The organism is Paraburkholderia sediminicola, assembly GCF_046030555.1.
Classification (GTDB): domain Bacteria; phylum Pseudomonadota; class Gammaproteobacteria; order Burkholderiales; family Burkholderiaceae; genus Paraburkholderia; species Paraburkholderia sediminicola_E.
In genome coordinates, this window is sequence record NZ_JAQQCH010000026.1 from 32,431 (window position 1) to 46,537 (window position 14,107).

At 59.7% G+C, this 14,107-nt stretch carries 13 protein-coding genes; 4 read left to right on the forward strand and 9 right to left on the reverse strand.

Annotation, left to right across the window (positions count from 1 at the left end):
- Positions 1–86 precede the first annotated feature (86 nt).
- From PQQ52_RS28630 to PQQ52_RS28640, 3 genes are all read right to left on the reverse strand, one after another.
- Positions 87–920 carry an ABC transporter ATP-binding protein gene (locus PQQ52_RS28630; protein WP_408218981.1) on the reverse strand — a complete coding sequence of 278 codons (834 nt, stop codon included), beginning with the start codon at positions 918–920 and terminating at the stop codon, positions 87–89.
- 2 nt (positions 921–922) lie between these two features.
- A complete protein-coding gene (locus tag PQQ52_RS28635; RefSeq protein WP_408218984.1) occupies positions 923–1,969 on the reverse strand; it encodes an aromatic ring-hydroxylating dioxygenase subunit alpha in 1,047 nt (348 codons plus the stop codon).
- Between the two features lie 69 nt (positions 1,970–2,038).
- The gene (locus tag PQQ52_RS28640; RefSeq protein ID WP_408218986.1) at positions 2,039–3,103 is read right to left on the reverse strand and encodes an ABC transporter substrate-binding protein; all 1,065 of its coding nucleotides are present in this window, start codon (positions 3,101–3,103) and stop codon (positions 2,039–2,041) included.
- A 562-nt stretch (positions 3,104–3,665) separates the two neighbouring features.
- On the opposite strand from PQQ52_RS28640, the gene PQQ52_RS28645 reads away from it, so the two are divergent.
- Together PQQ52_RS28645 and PQQ52_RS28650 are read left to right on the forward strand one after the other, a co-directional pair.
- Complete coding sequence (locus PQQ52_RS28645) at positions 3,666–3,845, forward strand: hypothetical protein (protein ID WP_408218988.1); 180 nt, start codon at positions 3,666–3,668, stop codon at positions 3,843–3,845.
- Between the two features lie 214 nt (positions 3,846–4,059).
- Complete coding sequence (locus PQQ52_RS28650) at positions 4,060–5,139, forward strand: glycosyltransferase family 2 protein (protein ID WP_408218990.1); 1,080 nt, start codon at positions 4,060–4,062, stop codon at positions 5,137–5,139.
- Between the two features lie 176 nt (positions 5,140–5,315).
- Here the strand turns inward: PQQ52_RS28650 and PQQ52_RS28655 are convergent, their stop codons facing one another.
- The 3 genes from PQQ52_RS28655 to PQQ52_RS28665 all read right to left on the reverse strand — a co-directional run bounded on the left by PQQ52_RS28655 (position 5,316) and on the right by PQQ52_RS28665 (position 7,701).
- Entirely contained in the window at positions 5,316–6,041 is a 726-nt protein-coding gene (locus PQQ52_RS28655; protein ID WP_408218992.1) for an amino acid ABC transporter permease, read from the reverse strand.
- 2 nt (positions 6,042–6,043) lie between these two features.
- On the reverse strand, positions 6,044–6,769 hold the full coding sequence (locus PQQ52_RS28660; protein ID WP_408218995.1) for an amino acid ABC transporter permease: 726 nt from the start codon (positions 6,767–6,769) through the stop codon (positions 6,044–6,046).
- Between the two features lie 110 nt (positions 6,770–6,879).
- The gene (locus tag PQQ52_RS28665) at positions 6,880–7,701 is read right to left on the reverse strand and encodes an ABC transporter substrate-binding protein (protein WP_408218998.1); all 822 of its coding nucleotides are present in this window, start codon (positions 7,699–7,701) and stop codon (positions 6,880–6,882) included.
- Here PQQ52_RS28665 and PQQ52_RS28670 point away from each other — a divergent pair.
- Positions 7,688–7,942, forward strand: coding sequence for a hypothetical protein (locus PQQ52_RS28670; RefSeq protein ID WP_408219001.1), 255 nt, complete (start codon positions 7,688–7,690; stop codon positions 7,940–7,942). The two genes, PQQ52_RS28665 and PQQ52_RS28670, sit on opposite strands and share 14 nt — an antisense overlap.
- 47 nt (positions 7,943–7,989) lie before the next feature.
- Positions 7,990–8,211 carry a hypothetical protein gene (locus PQQ52_RS28675; protein ID WP_408219004.1) on the forward strand — a complete coding sequence of 74 codons (222 nt, stop codon included), beginning with the start codon at positions 7,990–7,992 and terminating at the stop codon, positions 8,209–8,211.
- A 174-nt stretch (positions 8,212–8,385) separates the two neighbouring features.
- On the opposite strand, the gene PQQ52_RS28680 is transcribed toward PQQ52_RS28675, so the two are convergent.
- The 3 genes from PQQ52_RS28680 to PQQ52_RS28690 form a co-directional block, all read right to left on the reverse strand.
- The gene (locus PQQ52_RS28680) at positions 8,386–9,699 is read right to left on the reverse strand and encodes an MFS family transporter (protein ID WP_408219007.1); all 1,314 of its coding nucleotides are present in this window, start codon (positions 9,697–9,699) and stop codon (positions 8,386–8,388) included.
- 1,257 nt (positions 9,700–10,956) lie between these two features.
- Positions 10,957–12,669, reverse strand: coding sequence for a SpoVR family protein (locus PQQ52_RS28685; protein ID WP_408219009.1), 1,713 nt, complete (start codon positions 12,667–12,669; stop codon positions 10,957–10,959).
- The gene (locus tag PQQ52_RS28690; protein ID WP_063495930.1) at positions 12,666–13,937 is read right to left on the reverse strand and encodes a YeaH/YhbH family protein; all 1,272 of its coding nucleotides are present in this window, start codon (positions 13,935–13,937) and stop codon (positions 12,666–12,668) included. Before PQQ52_RS28690 ends, PQQ52_RS28685 begins: the two co-directional genes overlap by 4 nt.
- Positions 13,938–14,107: the final 170 nt, after the last annotated feature.

Sequence of the window (14,107 nt, forward strand, 5' to 3'; positions counted from 1 at the left end):
GCTGTCCCCGCCATCCCTCGCGTCCCTGATCTCTCTGGCGCCCCTGGCGTTTGTACTAGCCGAATGACCCGCAAGCACTTCGCCTGTCATGATTGCACTCCTGTTTCTTCGTTCGCGAACGACGCGCGATGCGCATCGGTAATCAGCTCTGAGAGCGTCTTGCAGTGCTGCATGAACGGCTCGCTGACGCGGAATGCATCGTCACGATCGAGCGGACCGTCGATCGGTACTTCAGCGATGATGCGGCCCGGGCGCGCCTGCATCACCACCACGCGGCTCGACAGATACACGGCTTCGTAAATACTGTGCGTGACGAACACCACCGTCATACCGCGCCGCTGCCACAGTGCGCGCAAATCGCTGTCGAGGCGGTTGCGGGTGAATTCGTCGAGCGCGCCGAAAGGTTCGTCGAGCAACAGCAGATCCGGTTCGGTGACGAGCGCACGCGCGAGCGACGCGCGCATCTGCATGCCGCCCGACAACTCGCGCGGCAGCACCTTGCCGAACTTCGCGAGCCCCACACCGTCGAGTGCCTCGGCGACACGCGCATCGGCTTCACGGCGCGGCACGTGCGCGAGATCGAGCGGCAGCCGCACGTTATCGGCAACGGTTGCCCATGGCATCAAGGTCGCTTCCTGAAATACCATCGACATACGCCGACCTGTCGAGCCGACCGTGTCGAACGGTTGCCCCCACCAGCGCATATGGCCGTGCGTCGGCGTTTCAATGCCGGCGAACATCTTCAGCAAGGTGCTCTTGCCGCAACCGGACGGCCCGAGCAATGAGATGAATTCGCCGGGTTCGATCGACAGCCGAACATCTTCGAGCGCCACCGTGCCGTTCGGATAGCGCTTGTCGACGCGCTGCACCGACAGCAACGGTGCAGACGGCTTCGGGGAACAGGTTTCAGTCGACGCCATGATCATTCCTCCACGTTGATGGGGAACACTTCGCGAAATACTTCGGACTCGCCGTTATCGTTCAACAACTTCAGCAACATGCGCCGCATCAGCAAACCGGGCTGGTCCGATTCCATGTGACATTCCTGCTGACGGCGTACGTCGATGCACGCGTCGTAGTCGGTGGCTTCGAGAATGTCGCGGTCTTCGTCGGTGATTGGACGGTCCCAGTCGATCAGTTCCTGCGTCGAACACGCGTCTTCGGTGTCGTTGCGATAGAGCCACTGCGAAAGCATCAGCGTGCGGTCGTCGATCGGCGTCGCGCAGTTATAGATGATGTGATGGATGCCGCTCGCCGGATACACGCAACCGAAGCGGCGCGCGAACGGCATATACCAGCGGTTGATCAGATGGCGCTCGGTGACTTCATCGGTCGTGCCCGTGATGCGATAGCTCGCCGGCGGATTGCGCACGGGGACATGCGTCTCCGCTTCGAAACCCCATTCGTTCGGCCGGAACTCATACTTCGACGGCTTCGGATTGTCGAACAGACCGAAGTTGCCTTTGTGCACGAAGCTGAAGTGCGAGTTGTCGAACGAGTTTTCCATCATGCGCAGCGGGCTTGTTTCCCAGCGCTCGTAGAACTGCAAGATGCGACGGTAGCCGGGTGCGCCTTCTTCCGGAAACTCGGGAATCGGTTGCAGCGGATCTTCAAGCGCAACCCACGCGTAGCCGTAGCGTTCTTCGCAGTGATACGACGGCACGATCGCGCGCGACGGAATCGCACTGCCGTTGTTCTGCGGAATCTTCACGCATTGACCCGTACAGTCGTAGGTCCAGCCGTGATAACCGCAGGCAATATTGCCGTCGCTGTCGACGAAACCCTTCGACAGTTTTGCCGTGCGATGGCAGCAGCGATCGCGCAGCGCATGCGGCTTGCCGCCTGCGCCCTTCCATAGCACGATCGGCTCACCAAGCAAGGTGAACGGCTGCGGACCGGCATCGAGTTGCGTCATCGGCATGATTGCGTACCAGAAGCGGCGCAAGACTTTTTGTCGGGTGACCAGCATGGTGAAACTCCTTCTTAGAGCGTTCAGGCGTATAAGCGGCGAATACTTTGAGTAACCGTTAAGGAACCCTTATGGCATGACCTTGGCGTTCTGGATGTATTGCAGCGTGTAGGCCGCGTGATAGTCGGTCGAGGGCTTGAGCAGCTTCGCGTCGACCATGTATTCGAAGGTCTTCTTCCAGCGCGCGTCAGTCATCGTGCCAATGCCTTGCGTGGCTGCATCGCCGCCCGTCACGAGCTTGAGCTTCTTCAGTTGTGCGACGCCGTACGCGAGTTGCGCGTCGCTCATCTGCGGGTTGTCTTTCTTGATCAGCGCGTTAGCGGGCGCCGGATCGTTCAGATAGCTCTTCCAGCCTTCCATCGACGCCTTCACGAAACGCGCCACCATGTCCGGCTTGTTCTTCATCGTGTCGCGCATCGTCACGATGGTCGAGTTGTACGGCGGATAGCCGTCGTCGGCGAACAGGAAGAAGTGCGCGTTCGCATGCGCCTGCTCGGCCTGGAACGTTTCCGACGAGGGATACGCCTGCATCGCCACATTCGGATCAGCGAAGAATGGTTGCAGGTTGAAGGTGTACGGACGCGCCTGCGCTTCGGTATAGCCGTACTTCGCTTTGAGCCACGGCCACCAGGTCGTGCGGCCCGAACCCGCGACCAGAATCGTCTTGTGCTTCAGACCCGCGAGACTCGTCACGTCGGCATGGGTCATCATGCCTTGCGGGTCGAACTGGAACGCGGCGGCGACCGTCGTCACGGGAATGCCGGCTTCGACGCTGGAGAGGACCTGGAAGTCATAGCCCAGCAGGAAGTCCGCCTGGCCTCCTGCGAGCAATTGCATGCCGTTGACTTGCGGACCACCCATTTTGATCGTGACATCCAGCCCGTACTTCTTATAGATGCCCGTCGCGACGGCCTGATAGAACCCACCGTGTTCGGCTTGCGCATACCAACTGGTCAGCAGCGTCACGTGATCGTCGGCGTGGGCTAACGGCGCGGCAAGCGTGGCACCGGCCAGCGCCGCGGCGCCGGCCGCGCGTGCGACTAGTGAGCGAGATGCGGAACGGGACGAAGAACGAAGCGGGCGGGCACCCAAGGCAAGTCGGGCAATGCGGGAAAGAAAACGCGTAACGCGCATGACTGAACTCCGTGTGAACGTGGGGATAGTTGGGATAGTGAGAAGGCAAAGCGATAAGAAGCGCTCGACGTGACCCATACGACGTGCGCGAGCGACACCACGCGCGGACGAACGCAGATCGCCTCGCGCAATAGCAAGGACGCACAACAGCCGGGTGAAAATTTGGGGCAACTGCATCGCACGCTCCTTGTTGGCGGAACCGGACGGTTCCGTTCAAACGCCGAATCGCTTCGACGTGGGCGCACGATGCGCCCCAAGAGCAATGCCCCACGATGACCGGCATATCCATGCCGGCTCGCTAGCCGCTTCTACTCTGGTTTCCTGTTAAGCGAATGTTGTGCCAGTTGCCGCGAAGCCCTCAGTGACACGGCGCTTCAGGCCTTTGATGTGTCGCAGCCCCGGCCAAACCGCCGGAATTTTGCACTCGCGCGAAGCGACTCGGCACCGTGAGGGTGCATCCAGCGCGCATTTAGCGCCCGCCCGCCACAGAGCGAGGCGTGAGAACAGTCCGTCGGGTCCGCGCCTTGCTGCGTCATGGATGTTCTCGAACCAGGAGCACGTCATGAACGAAACGAAAGGAAGCAAAGCCACCAAACCGGCCGACATCGAACATCCGCAACCGGCCATTCACAACGACAACGAAAAGAGCAAGATGCCCGAGCGCCACGATGAGGGGCGCAAACAGTCGCCAGCGGACCGGCCAGGCAAAAAACCCGGAGAGGGTGAGCCGTCAGTGAGTTGAAATATATTGAACGTAAGCCCACAAGCGGCTTTGCTGCGTTTCTGCACCAAAGTCGCACAATTCTTCCCCTTCGGAGCCCTTTCAGAAAAAAGACATTTTTTCCGACTTATTACGAATTATTTTTTTTGCGTAATGGACTATTTTCCTGCTTGCAGCGACGTGTGCGCCAAGCGAACCGGCTGCCGCCCCTCAACAGATAAAAAAGGCGAAGCCCATGTCCATTGCATCTACCGCCCCGATTGCCCCTGCCCCGCGGGTCTCCATTTGCCTGCCCACGTGCAATCGCCCTGATCTCCTCGTCGAGTGCATCGACTCCTGCCTCGCGCAAAGCTACGGCAATCTGGAAATCGTGATCGGCGACGATTCGAAGGACGCCCGCACACAGGCGTTAATGGCAACGCGCTATGCGAACGAGCCGCGTGTCCGCTACGTGATGAACCAGCCGCCGCTCGGGCAGGCGCGCAATGTCGCGAGCCTGTTCGAGCGGGCACGCGGCGACAAGATCCTGCTGATCCACGACGACGACCTGCTCACCACCGACGGCATCGAAAAGCTCGTCTCCCTATGGGCGCTTCATCCGCAACTGGAGGTGGCGTTCGCGGATCAGTACGAGGCCGATCACAGCGGCGCGGTCGACTTCGACGCGAGCACGCGCCTGAACACGGCGTTTCGCCGCACGAAGGACGCCGAAGGTTTGCAGCCTTTGCCAGGCAGAACCGGGCTGGTCCAGATGTTCCCGAACAACGGCTGGATGGCCAACGCGGACCTCGTCAAGCGAATCGGCTACAAAGATCAATACGGCATGTGCTGCGATTTCGTGTTCGGCACCGATCTGTGTCTCGCGGCTCGCGAGGTGTTCTATCTGCACGAGTACGTATCGGTGTATCGGAAGACAACGACCTCGATCTCGCATAGCACGCGCGGCACGGCGCTTGCCGCGACCGTCAGCGCGTATGCGTTCGTTAAGGCGCTGAACCTGCCGCCGCAACTGGAACCGTCACGCAAGCTGGCGTTGCGCCGGCTCGCGCCGATCGTCGTGTCGGTTCATGCGAAGAATCACCAGGCCGTGCTCGGGTTGAAGATCGCACTCACGCATCTCTTCGCCTACAACTATGGCTTTAGCATGCGGCTCTATTACCACCTGCTCATGCTCTCCCGTGTGGCCGTGGGCGTACGGCAGCGCGCAGCGGTGGCTGCTGTGGTCGCCGCCGCGCCAGCTGTCGTCGCGGAGCCCGTCGCCGCTGTGACGGAACTCGTCACGGACCTCGTGAGCGATCGATCTGAACTGATCTGACGGCGGCATAGCTGGACGCAACCGCTCATTCCTTCGCCACCTGGTTCATGCGCCCGATCAGCAGGCTAACTTCGCCGCGGCCTGGGGTTTAGTCGGTTAGTCGGTTAGTCGGTTAGTCGGTTAGTCGGTTAGTCGGTTAGTCGGTTAGTCGGTTAGTCGGTTAGTCGGTTAGTCGGTTAGTCGCCGGACAATGCCCGGGTGGCGGCCTGTCCGAGGGGTCGCACGATGCGCTTGCGCCGCGTCAACGCATACGTGGCGACGCGGTCAAGCGCCGTGCACAACACAAGATAGATAAAACCGACGAACAAAAAGATCTGCGCGGGATACACCATCAGCCGGTTGCTGACCTGCGTCGCGACGAACGACAACTCGCCGACGCCGACGATATACGCGAGCGAGGTGTCCTTCACGAGCGACACCCATTGATTCACGAACGAAGGCGCCATGATGCGCATCGCTTGCGGCAATAACACATAGCGCAGCGTTTGCATCCGCGTGAGGCCGAGCGACAGCCCGGCTTGCCACTGACCGTCGCCGACCGCGCGAATGCCCGCGTGCACCGAATGCGCGAGATACGCACCGCCGATCAGCGAGAGCGCGCAGACGACGGTCGCGAGTCCGGGCACATCGATCTGAAAGACCACCGGCAGCAGGAAATACGTCCAGAAAATCAGCATCAACACGGGAATCGCCCGGAAGAAGCCGATCAGGAGTAGCAAGGGCACCCGGACAATGCGCCCCGCCATCGTCAGCGCAATGCCACCCGCGACCCCGAGCACCGCCGACGCAAGCGCGGAGCACAATGCAAGCACCAGCGTGAGCGCCGCGCCGCCGAGTGGTCCCTGCGGAAATGCGCCGACCAGCAGATACGGCAGGTTATTGGCGAACAACGTCCATGTCATGTTCAGCGCCTCACGAATGAACGGTCGCGCGCATGCGCCACCCCATACGCGACGGCTTCGATCAACGCGACTGCGACGATATACAGCACGGTTGCCACGCCAAACGCTTCGAACGTTTTAAAGGTTTCGGTTTCGACCTGACGCGACGCGTACGACAGTTCGGCAAGACCGATCGCCATCGTCAGCGATGAATTTTTCACGAGATTCATGTATTGGCCGAAGAGCGGCGGCAGCGAAATGCGCACCGCTTGCGGCAAAACGACATACAGGAACGCCTGCAATGGCGTGAGGCCAAGCGCCGCGGCTGCAGCATGCTGACCAGGCGGCACGCCGCGCAAACCTGCCTGGAACTCTTCGGCGATGAAAGCCGCCGTATAACACGTGAGCCCGACCCATCCGGCGACACATTCGAACGACGGCCAGCGCAAGCCGTACGCACCGACGTGCACGCCGTGCGGCGTGTTCAGCCATTGCATCACCGCGTCCGGCATCAGCGTGGCCGCGCCGAAATACCAGAAGAACAGTTGGACGAGCAGCGGCGTGTTGCGAAACACAAGCACATACGCGGCCGTTGCGCGACGCAGCCAGCCGTATTGGGCATGACGCGCGATCGCCAGCACGAAGCCGAACAAGGTGGCCGCGAGCGCCGCGGTCACGGCGAGTCCGACGGTTACACCGAAGCCTTGCCACAACCACATCAGATACTTCGGAGCGAGCCACGCTTGCATCTTTAAACCTGCTTCTTTAAACGACTTCTTTAAACGACTTCTTTCGAAAACGCCGACGGGCACGTTATCGACGTGCCCATTCATTCCAGGGTGCTACCGCGACATCGCGATCAGGTCTTATCGCCGATCCTGAAGATACGCGCGAGCGGCGTCTTCGTTTGCGGACCGAACCAGCGGTTGTAGATCTTCGCGGCCGAGCCATCGGCTTCCAGCCCCTTCAGCGTGTCGTTCACGAAACCGACAAGGCGCGTCTCCCCCTTGGGGATGCCGACGCCCATATAGTCGTTCGAAATCGTGAATGCCGGAATCTCGTAGTTCTGCTTGTCCGGCACGTTGGCGAGCAGGCCGACCAGCTTTGGACCGTCCTGCGTAATCGCCTGCACGTTGCCCGCGCGCAACGCCGCAAACGCGAACGGCGTGTCGTCGTACGCAACGATTGTGGCTTGCGGGAATTTCTCGCGCAGCGTGATCTCGTTGGTGGTGCCCTTGTCGGCGCCCACCCGCAGGCTATTGATCTGATCCGCCGACTTCAGCACACCCTTCTTTGCCAGAAACTGCTGACCCGACGAGAAATACGGAATGCTGAAATCGACCTGTTTGGCGCGCTCGTCAGTGATCGTGAAATTGGCGAGCACCAGGTCCACTTTCTTCGACGTGAGGAACGGAATGCGGTTGGCCGGATTGGTCGGCTGCAGTTCGAGCTTCACGCCGAGCTTGTCGGCGAGCGCCTTCGCATAGTCGACGTCGAGGCCGACGATATGGTTGCTTGTTGCGTCGACGTAACCGAACGGCGGATTGCTGTCGAAGGTCGCGACACGCAGTACGCCGGCCTTTTTGATGTCGTCGAGACGGTCGGCGTGAGCGAGGCCCGATACCGTCATCGTCAGTCCCGTCATGGTCATTAGCCAGGCAGCGAGTATGGTTGATTTCATTCTTATGGATCTCTTTGATTGTCTGCGATGCTTGTTCAATATGCGTGCGATGTTTCAGAAACGGCTGCGTGTCGGCGATATCCGTCACAACCGCAAGGTGCAACCGATGGCCACGCATGGGCGCCACATTAGCAGCGGCGCGGCCTGCATCGAACCAAGAAATGCTCCTGTAATAAGCGTGTTTTCTGCTAAGCATCCGCTCATTAGCAAACGTGTATTTGTCGGTTGGTCCTGGGCCTGAGGCTGACTACGATGAATCTCGTACCGTCATCACCCGAGGTGATTCACATGTCCGACAGTGCCTGTTTCAAGCCGCGCGTGATCGAACCGGTCGCCGTCAATCAGCCGGAAGGATTGGGGCTCGCGGTGGAGTTATGGCTCGCGCATCCCGTCGACGGAATCGCGGGGCGCGCGCTGCAGATTCATCTGCGCAGCGATGCGAAGATGGCGCAAGCTGAGACGCTGCGCGATCTACTGCATGCATTGGGGACGGAGATTGTGGTGGCTTGAGCATGCGCTCCGCACCTGGCTCGCGGTGCTTGCGGTGCTTGCGGTGCTTGCGGTGCTTGCGGTGCTTGCGGTGCTTGCGGTGCTTGCCAACGAGATAAAAAAACGGCGGCCGGGTTGCCCCGTGCCGCCGTTCTCAAGCAGCGCTTAAGCGCGCCGTTCGAGCGTGGCACATGCTCAAGGCTCGTTACGCAGATACCCTTCTTTCGAAGGATCGCGCATGCGCAGCGACACGATGCCGGCGATCGCGCACAGCACGGTCACATACCAGTAGAACATCGACTCGTTACCTACCGACTTCAGCCACAGCGCGACGTATTCCGCTGAGCCGCCGAAGATCGCATTGGCCACCGCATACGACAGACCGACACCGAGCGCGCGCACTTCCGGCGGGAACATTTCCGCCTTGATCAGACCGCTGATCGACGTATAGAAACTGACGATCGCCAGCGCCACGACGATGAGGCCGAAGGCCGCATACGGGCTCGTCACGTCTTTCAGTGCGTGCAGCAGCGGCACGGTGCCGATGGTCGCGAAAAAGCCGAAGAACAGCATCGAACGACGGCGGCCGATACGGTCCGACAAAGCGCCGAACGCTGGCTGCATCACCATGTAGATGAACAGCGCCGCGGTCATCACGTTGCTGGCCGTCTTGGCGTGCATACCGGCTGTGTTGACCAGGTACTTCTGCATGTACGTGGTGAACGTATAGAAAATCAGCGAACCACCGGCCGTGAAACCAAGCACTGTCACAAATGCGCCCTTGTGCAACCACAAACCGCGCAGCGTGCCGGCTTCCTTGCGTTGGCGCATTTCAGCCGTGGTGGTTTCTTCGAGCGATTTACGCAAATACAGCGCGACCAGTGCCGCCAACGCACCAATCACGAACGGCACGCGCCAACCCCACGCTTTCAGTTCTTCGGTGGAGAGGGTTTGTTGCAGGATCACCAGCACCAGCAGCGCGCACAGCTGGCCGCCGATCAGCGTGACGTACTGGAACGACGCGAAGAAACCGCGACGGCCTTTGAGCGCGACCTCACTCATATAGGTGGCGCTGGTGCCGTACTCACCGCCCACCGACAAGCCCTGAAACAGGCGCGCGACCAGCAGCAGCGCCGGCGCCAACGCGCCGATCTGCGCATACGTGGGGAGCACCGCGATCACGAGCGAGCCGCCGCACATCATGAACACCGACACCATCATCGCGGTCTTGCGGCCGCGCTTGTCGGCGAGCCGGCCGAAGAACCAGCCGCCGATGGGGCGCATGAGGAATCCCGCGGCGAAGACGCCCGCGGTGTTGAGCAACTGCGTGGTGGTGTTGCCACTCGGGAAGAAGGCCGGCGCGAAGTACAGCGCGCAGAACGAGTACACGTAGAAGTCGAACCACTCGACTAGATTGCCCGATGAAGCGCCAACGATCGCGAAGATGCGGCGCCGGGTGTCATGGGCGTCGTGAGCCGTGGCCACGGTTTGATCGGTTAGGTCGGTCATGCTGTTGTCTTTCCTTGTCTTTGAACGGAGATGGCGGTCGTGGCGCCGCCTTCACAACGCGCGCATCGAGGTGCCGCGGGGGCGTCCATCGCGTGCGTGCGCGAATTTTACAGAATTGCAAGGAAAAGATGGGGGTTTGTTAGGTTTGCTGGTTTGAAAGGGTAGTTTTTTGCCTGGTTCGGCGCTTGTTTGTCTGTGTTTTTATGGTGTTGGCCTTTGCTTGAACTAGTTGCCCGGGCGGCGCTTTCTTGTCTGTGTTTTTATGGTGTTGGCCTTTCCTTGTTTTCTTATTGGTTTATTAGCGTCGCCCCTGTGCGGGGCAGGCACTTACTTTCTTTGCCGCCGCAAAGAAAGATAAGCAAAGAAAGCGGCTCACACCGCTAATTCTTAAGCGGGTCCCCCGCACAGTTGCGGTAGTGGTGCATCTGGAATCCGTGCCCTCGCACATTCGGCGCCCGTGACAAAGCCGTCATGCTTCCCGCCTCGCACTACGTACTCGCCGGAAGGGCCCTTCATGCAAACCATGGCTTCGCCTAGGCGTGCGAGGGCCATCGGGTCCGCTTCGGCGATATCCCTTGGGGGCTAGTGGTTCGGAAATGTCACGGACGCCAAGCATAACCGGCGGCACAGGAAGTACGGCTCGCCCCTGAAAACGGCAAGCGGCCTTCTGAAATGCCATGCCCATCAAATAAGCGGCGGCTTGCGAGGTGCCGCGGGTATCAAGCAAGGCAGGCGGCTTGTGAAGTGTCACGGGCATCGAGCAAGGCAGGCGGCTTGTGAAGTGTCACGGGCATCGAGCAAGGCAGGCGGCTTGTGAAGTGCTGTGGGCATCGAATATAGCGGGCGGGTTTGCGGAGCGCCGCTGAGTGTAAAGGCGGCGGGTGGTTTAATGAAGTACCGCGACGGCGCGCGCAGCGCCGCCGGAAGTATGACGCCCTTGTCACTCAGGTCGACTGTGCGGGAACACAGATTCCAGATGCGCCACTATCCCCTCCAAGCCAGGGGACCTGCTTATGAGCTGGCGGTGTTAGCCGCTTTCTTTGCTTATCTTTCTTTGCGGCTGCAAAGAAAGTAAGTGTCTGCCCCGCACAGGGGCGACGCTAATAAACCAATAAGAAAACAAGGAAAGGCCAACACCATAAAAACACAGACAAGAAAGCGCCGGCCAGGCAACCAGAGCAACCAGAGCAACCAGCTCAAAAAAAAGAAAACCACCCCGCGAAGCACAACCCCACCCCGCAGGGGCAAAAACCAGTATCAAACCCTTATTGCCGGAGGCACATACTTACACTCATACCGCTTCCTCACTGTGCCATTCTCATCGACGCTTTCCAGGTAGACGTCAAACTGCCACAAACGCGCCATGTGCCTCAGCACTTCATCGCTATCGCCGGACAGATGCCGGTTGTCGCTCATGAAATGCCGCAACGTCAAGCTCCGGTCACCACGCGTATTCACCGCCCAAACCTGAATATTCGGCTCCCGATGATGCATGTCGTACTGCCGCGACAACGCCTGACGCACATACTGATACCCACTGTCGTCATGAATCGCAGACACTTCGAGCGCATCACGCATATCGTCGTCCAGCACCGAGAACAGACGCATCTCGCGAATCAGATGCGGAGACAGATACTGCGCGACGAAACTCTCGTCCTTGAAGTTGCGCATCGCATAGTGCATCGCCGGTAGCCACGGACTGCCGGCCAGTTCCGGGAACCACTTGCGGTCCTCCTCCGTCGGCGCTTCGCAGATCCGGCGGATGTCGCTCATCATCGAAAAACCGAGCGCATACGGATTGATCCCGCTGTAATACGGTTTCGTGACCGGCGGCTGGTAGACCACATTGCTGTGCGAATGGAGAAACTCCATCATGAAACCGTCTTCCAGCTTGCCCTGCGCATACATCGTGTTGAGCAAGGTGTAGTGCCAGAACGTGGCCCAGCCTTCGTTCATGACCTGGGTTTGCCGTTGCGGATAAAAATACTGACCGACCTTGCGCACGATGCGGATCACTTCCCGCTCCCACGGCTCGAGTAACGGTGCGTTCTTCTCCGCGAAATACAGGAGGTTTTCCTGCGGCTCCGGCGGATAACGCTCCTCGGTTTCCTCCGGCAACGGCGTATGCCGGGTCGGCAAGGTGCGCCACAGTTCGTTGACCTGCGATTGCAGATAAGCCTCACGTTCGCGGCGCGCCGCAAACTCCTTTTCCAGCGACAGTTTCTGCGGACGTTTGTAACGGTCCACGCCGTAGTTCATCAACGCGTGGCACGAGTCGAGCAGTTCCTCCACCCGGTCGAGCCCGAAGCGCTCTTCGCATTCCGCGATGTAATTCTTCGCGTAGACGAGGTAATCGATGATCGCGTGCGCATCCGTCCACAACTTGAACAGATAGTTGCCCTTGAAGAACGAGTTGTGGCCATAGGCCGCGTGCGCGATGACGAGCGCCTGCATCGTCATCGTGTTCTCTTCCATCAGGTACGCGATGCAAGGGTTCGAATTGATGACGATCTCATACGCCAGCCCCATCTGCCCACGACGGTAGCTTTTTTCGGTCGAGAGAAAGTGTTTGCCGAACGACCAGTGACGGTAGTTCACCGGCATGCCGACGGACGCGTACGCGTCCATCATCTGTTCGGCGCTGATGAGTTCGAGCTGGATCGGATACACGTCGAGTTCATATTGCTCTGCAACACGGGCAATATGCGAGTCGTACTCTTCGATCAATTCGAAGGTCCAGTCGGACGGGCACGGCAAAGGCCGTCTATCGGCTACGTTCATACGGACTTCCCTTTGCCCCTCAGTGGGCGTTCCGGTGTGTCCCCGTGCTGCAGCGGTGTCGACTGCTCCGGCTGCGGCGGCTCCCGTATTGTCCGCCTTCGCCTCGGCATGCCCCGACTGACCTTGCGGCACGCCTTTCCCGCGCTCCGGCTGATAGCCGCGCGCTTCGTTGTGCAGGTGTTTTGTCATGAAGACGCCACCTGCTTTTCAAACAACTCCCGAAACACCGGATAAATGTCTGCCGCGGTTTCGACCTTCTTCATCGCCATGTGCGGCTGGCTCAGCGCCAACTGCGCATATTCGAGCCACAAGTTCTGCTCTTCTGGCGTGACCTGGATATATGCAAAATAGCGCACCTTCTCCAGGATGTCATCCGAAAGTATCTTGCGGCACTTGGGCGAATCGTCGGTCCAATTGTCGCCGTCCGAAGCCTGAGCGCCGTAAATATTCCATTCAGTCGGCGAATAGCGCTCGTCCATCACCTTCTGCATCAGCTCCAGCGCGCTCGACACCACCGTGCCGCCGCTTTCCGTGGAATGAAAGAACGTGTCTTCGTCGACCTCCTCGGCGCGGGTGTGGTGACGAATGAACACCACTTCGATCTTTTCGTAGTTACGCTTGAGGAACAGATACAGCAGGATGAAAAAGCGCTTGGCGAGATCCTTGCGCTGCTCGTCCATGGAACCGGACACATCCATCAGACAGAACATCACCGCCTGGCTGGACGGCGTGGGTTGCTTCACACGATTCACGTAGCGCAGATCGAACGGATCGATAAACGGAATGCGCCAGATGCGCCCGCGCAAATGGTGGATTTCCTCTTCGAGCAGTTTGATCTCGTCGCGACGGTCGTCCGGATCGGCTTTCATCACTTCAAGTTGCCGTTCCATCTCGTGCAACTGATTGACGAGCGGCGCACCGAGCGCAATACGGCGGCCGAGCGCGCTGCGCAGCGAACGGACCACGTCGATATTGTTCGGCGTACCCTCGGCCGCCCAGCCGGCGCGGATGCTTTTCCACGTTGGCACGGCCATCAGATGAGTTTTGACGAGACGTGGGAGTTCAAGGTCGTCGAAGAAATACTGCATGAACTCTTCGCGGCTCAGCTCGAACACGAAGTCGTCCTGACCGTCGCCCTCATTGCTGGCCTGATTGCCCCCGCCTCCTCCACCGCCCCCTTGCGGGCGCTGGATCTTGTCGCCGCGGATGTAATCCGAGTTACCCGGATGCACCATTTCACGTTTGCCGCCGGGGCCATGCCGGAACGACGGTTCCGCGATGTCCTTGCGCGGGATGGTGATGCTCTGGGTGTTCTGAATATCCTTGATGCTGCGATCGCGAACCGCCTCCGAAACGGCCCGCCGAATATAGTTCTTAACGCGGCGCAGAAAGCGCTCGCGGTTTGCAATGCTCTTGTTCTTGCCTGCCAACCTGCGGTCGATGATTTGATGAAGCACGCCCGGTCTCCCGTGTCGACCAGAGTGGGTGCAAAACACTTACTCTGGTCCCATGCAGCTGCACTATTTCGGGTGCGCGAGACGCACGCTGCATTCGCATGGCTGCCAACACAACGCTATGTCCATGCAGCTCGCGCCTCGCAAGGTGCCCGCGCGGTCGGACCGCACGG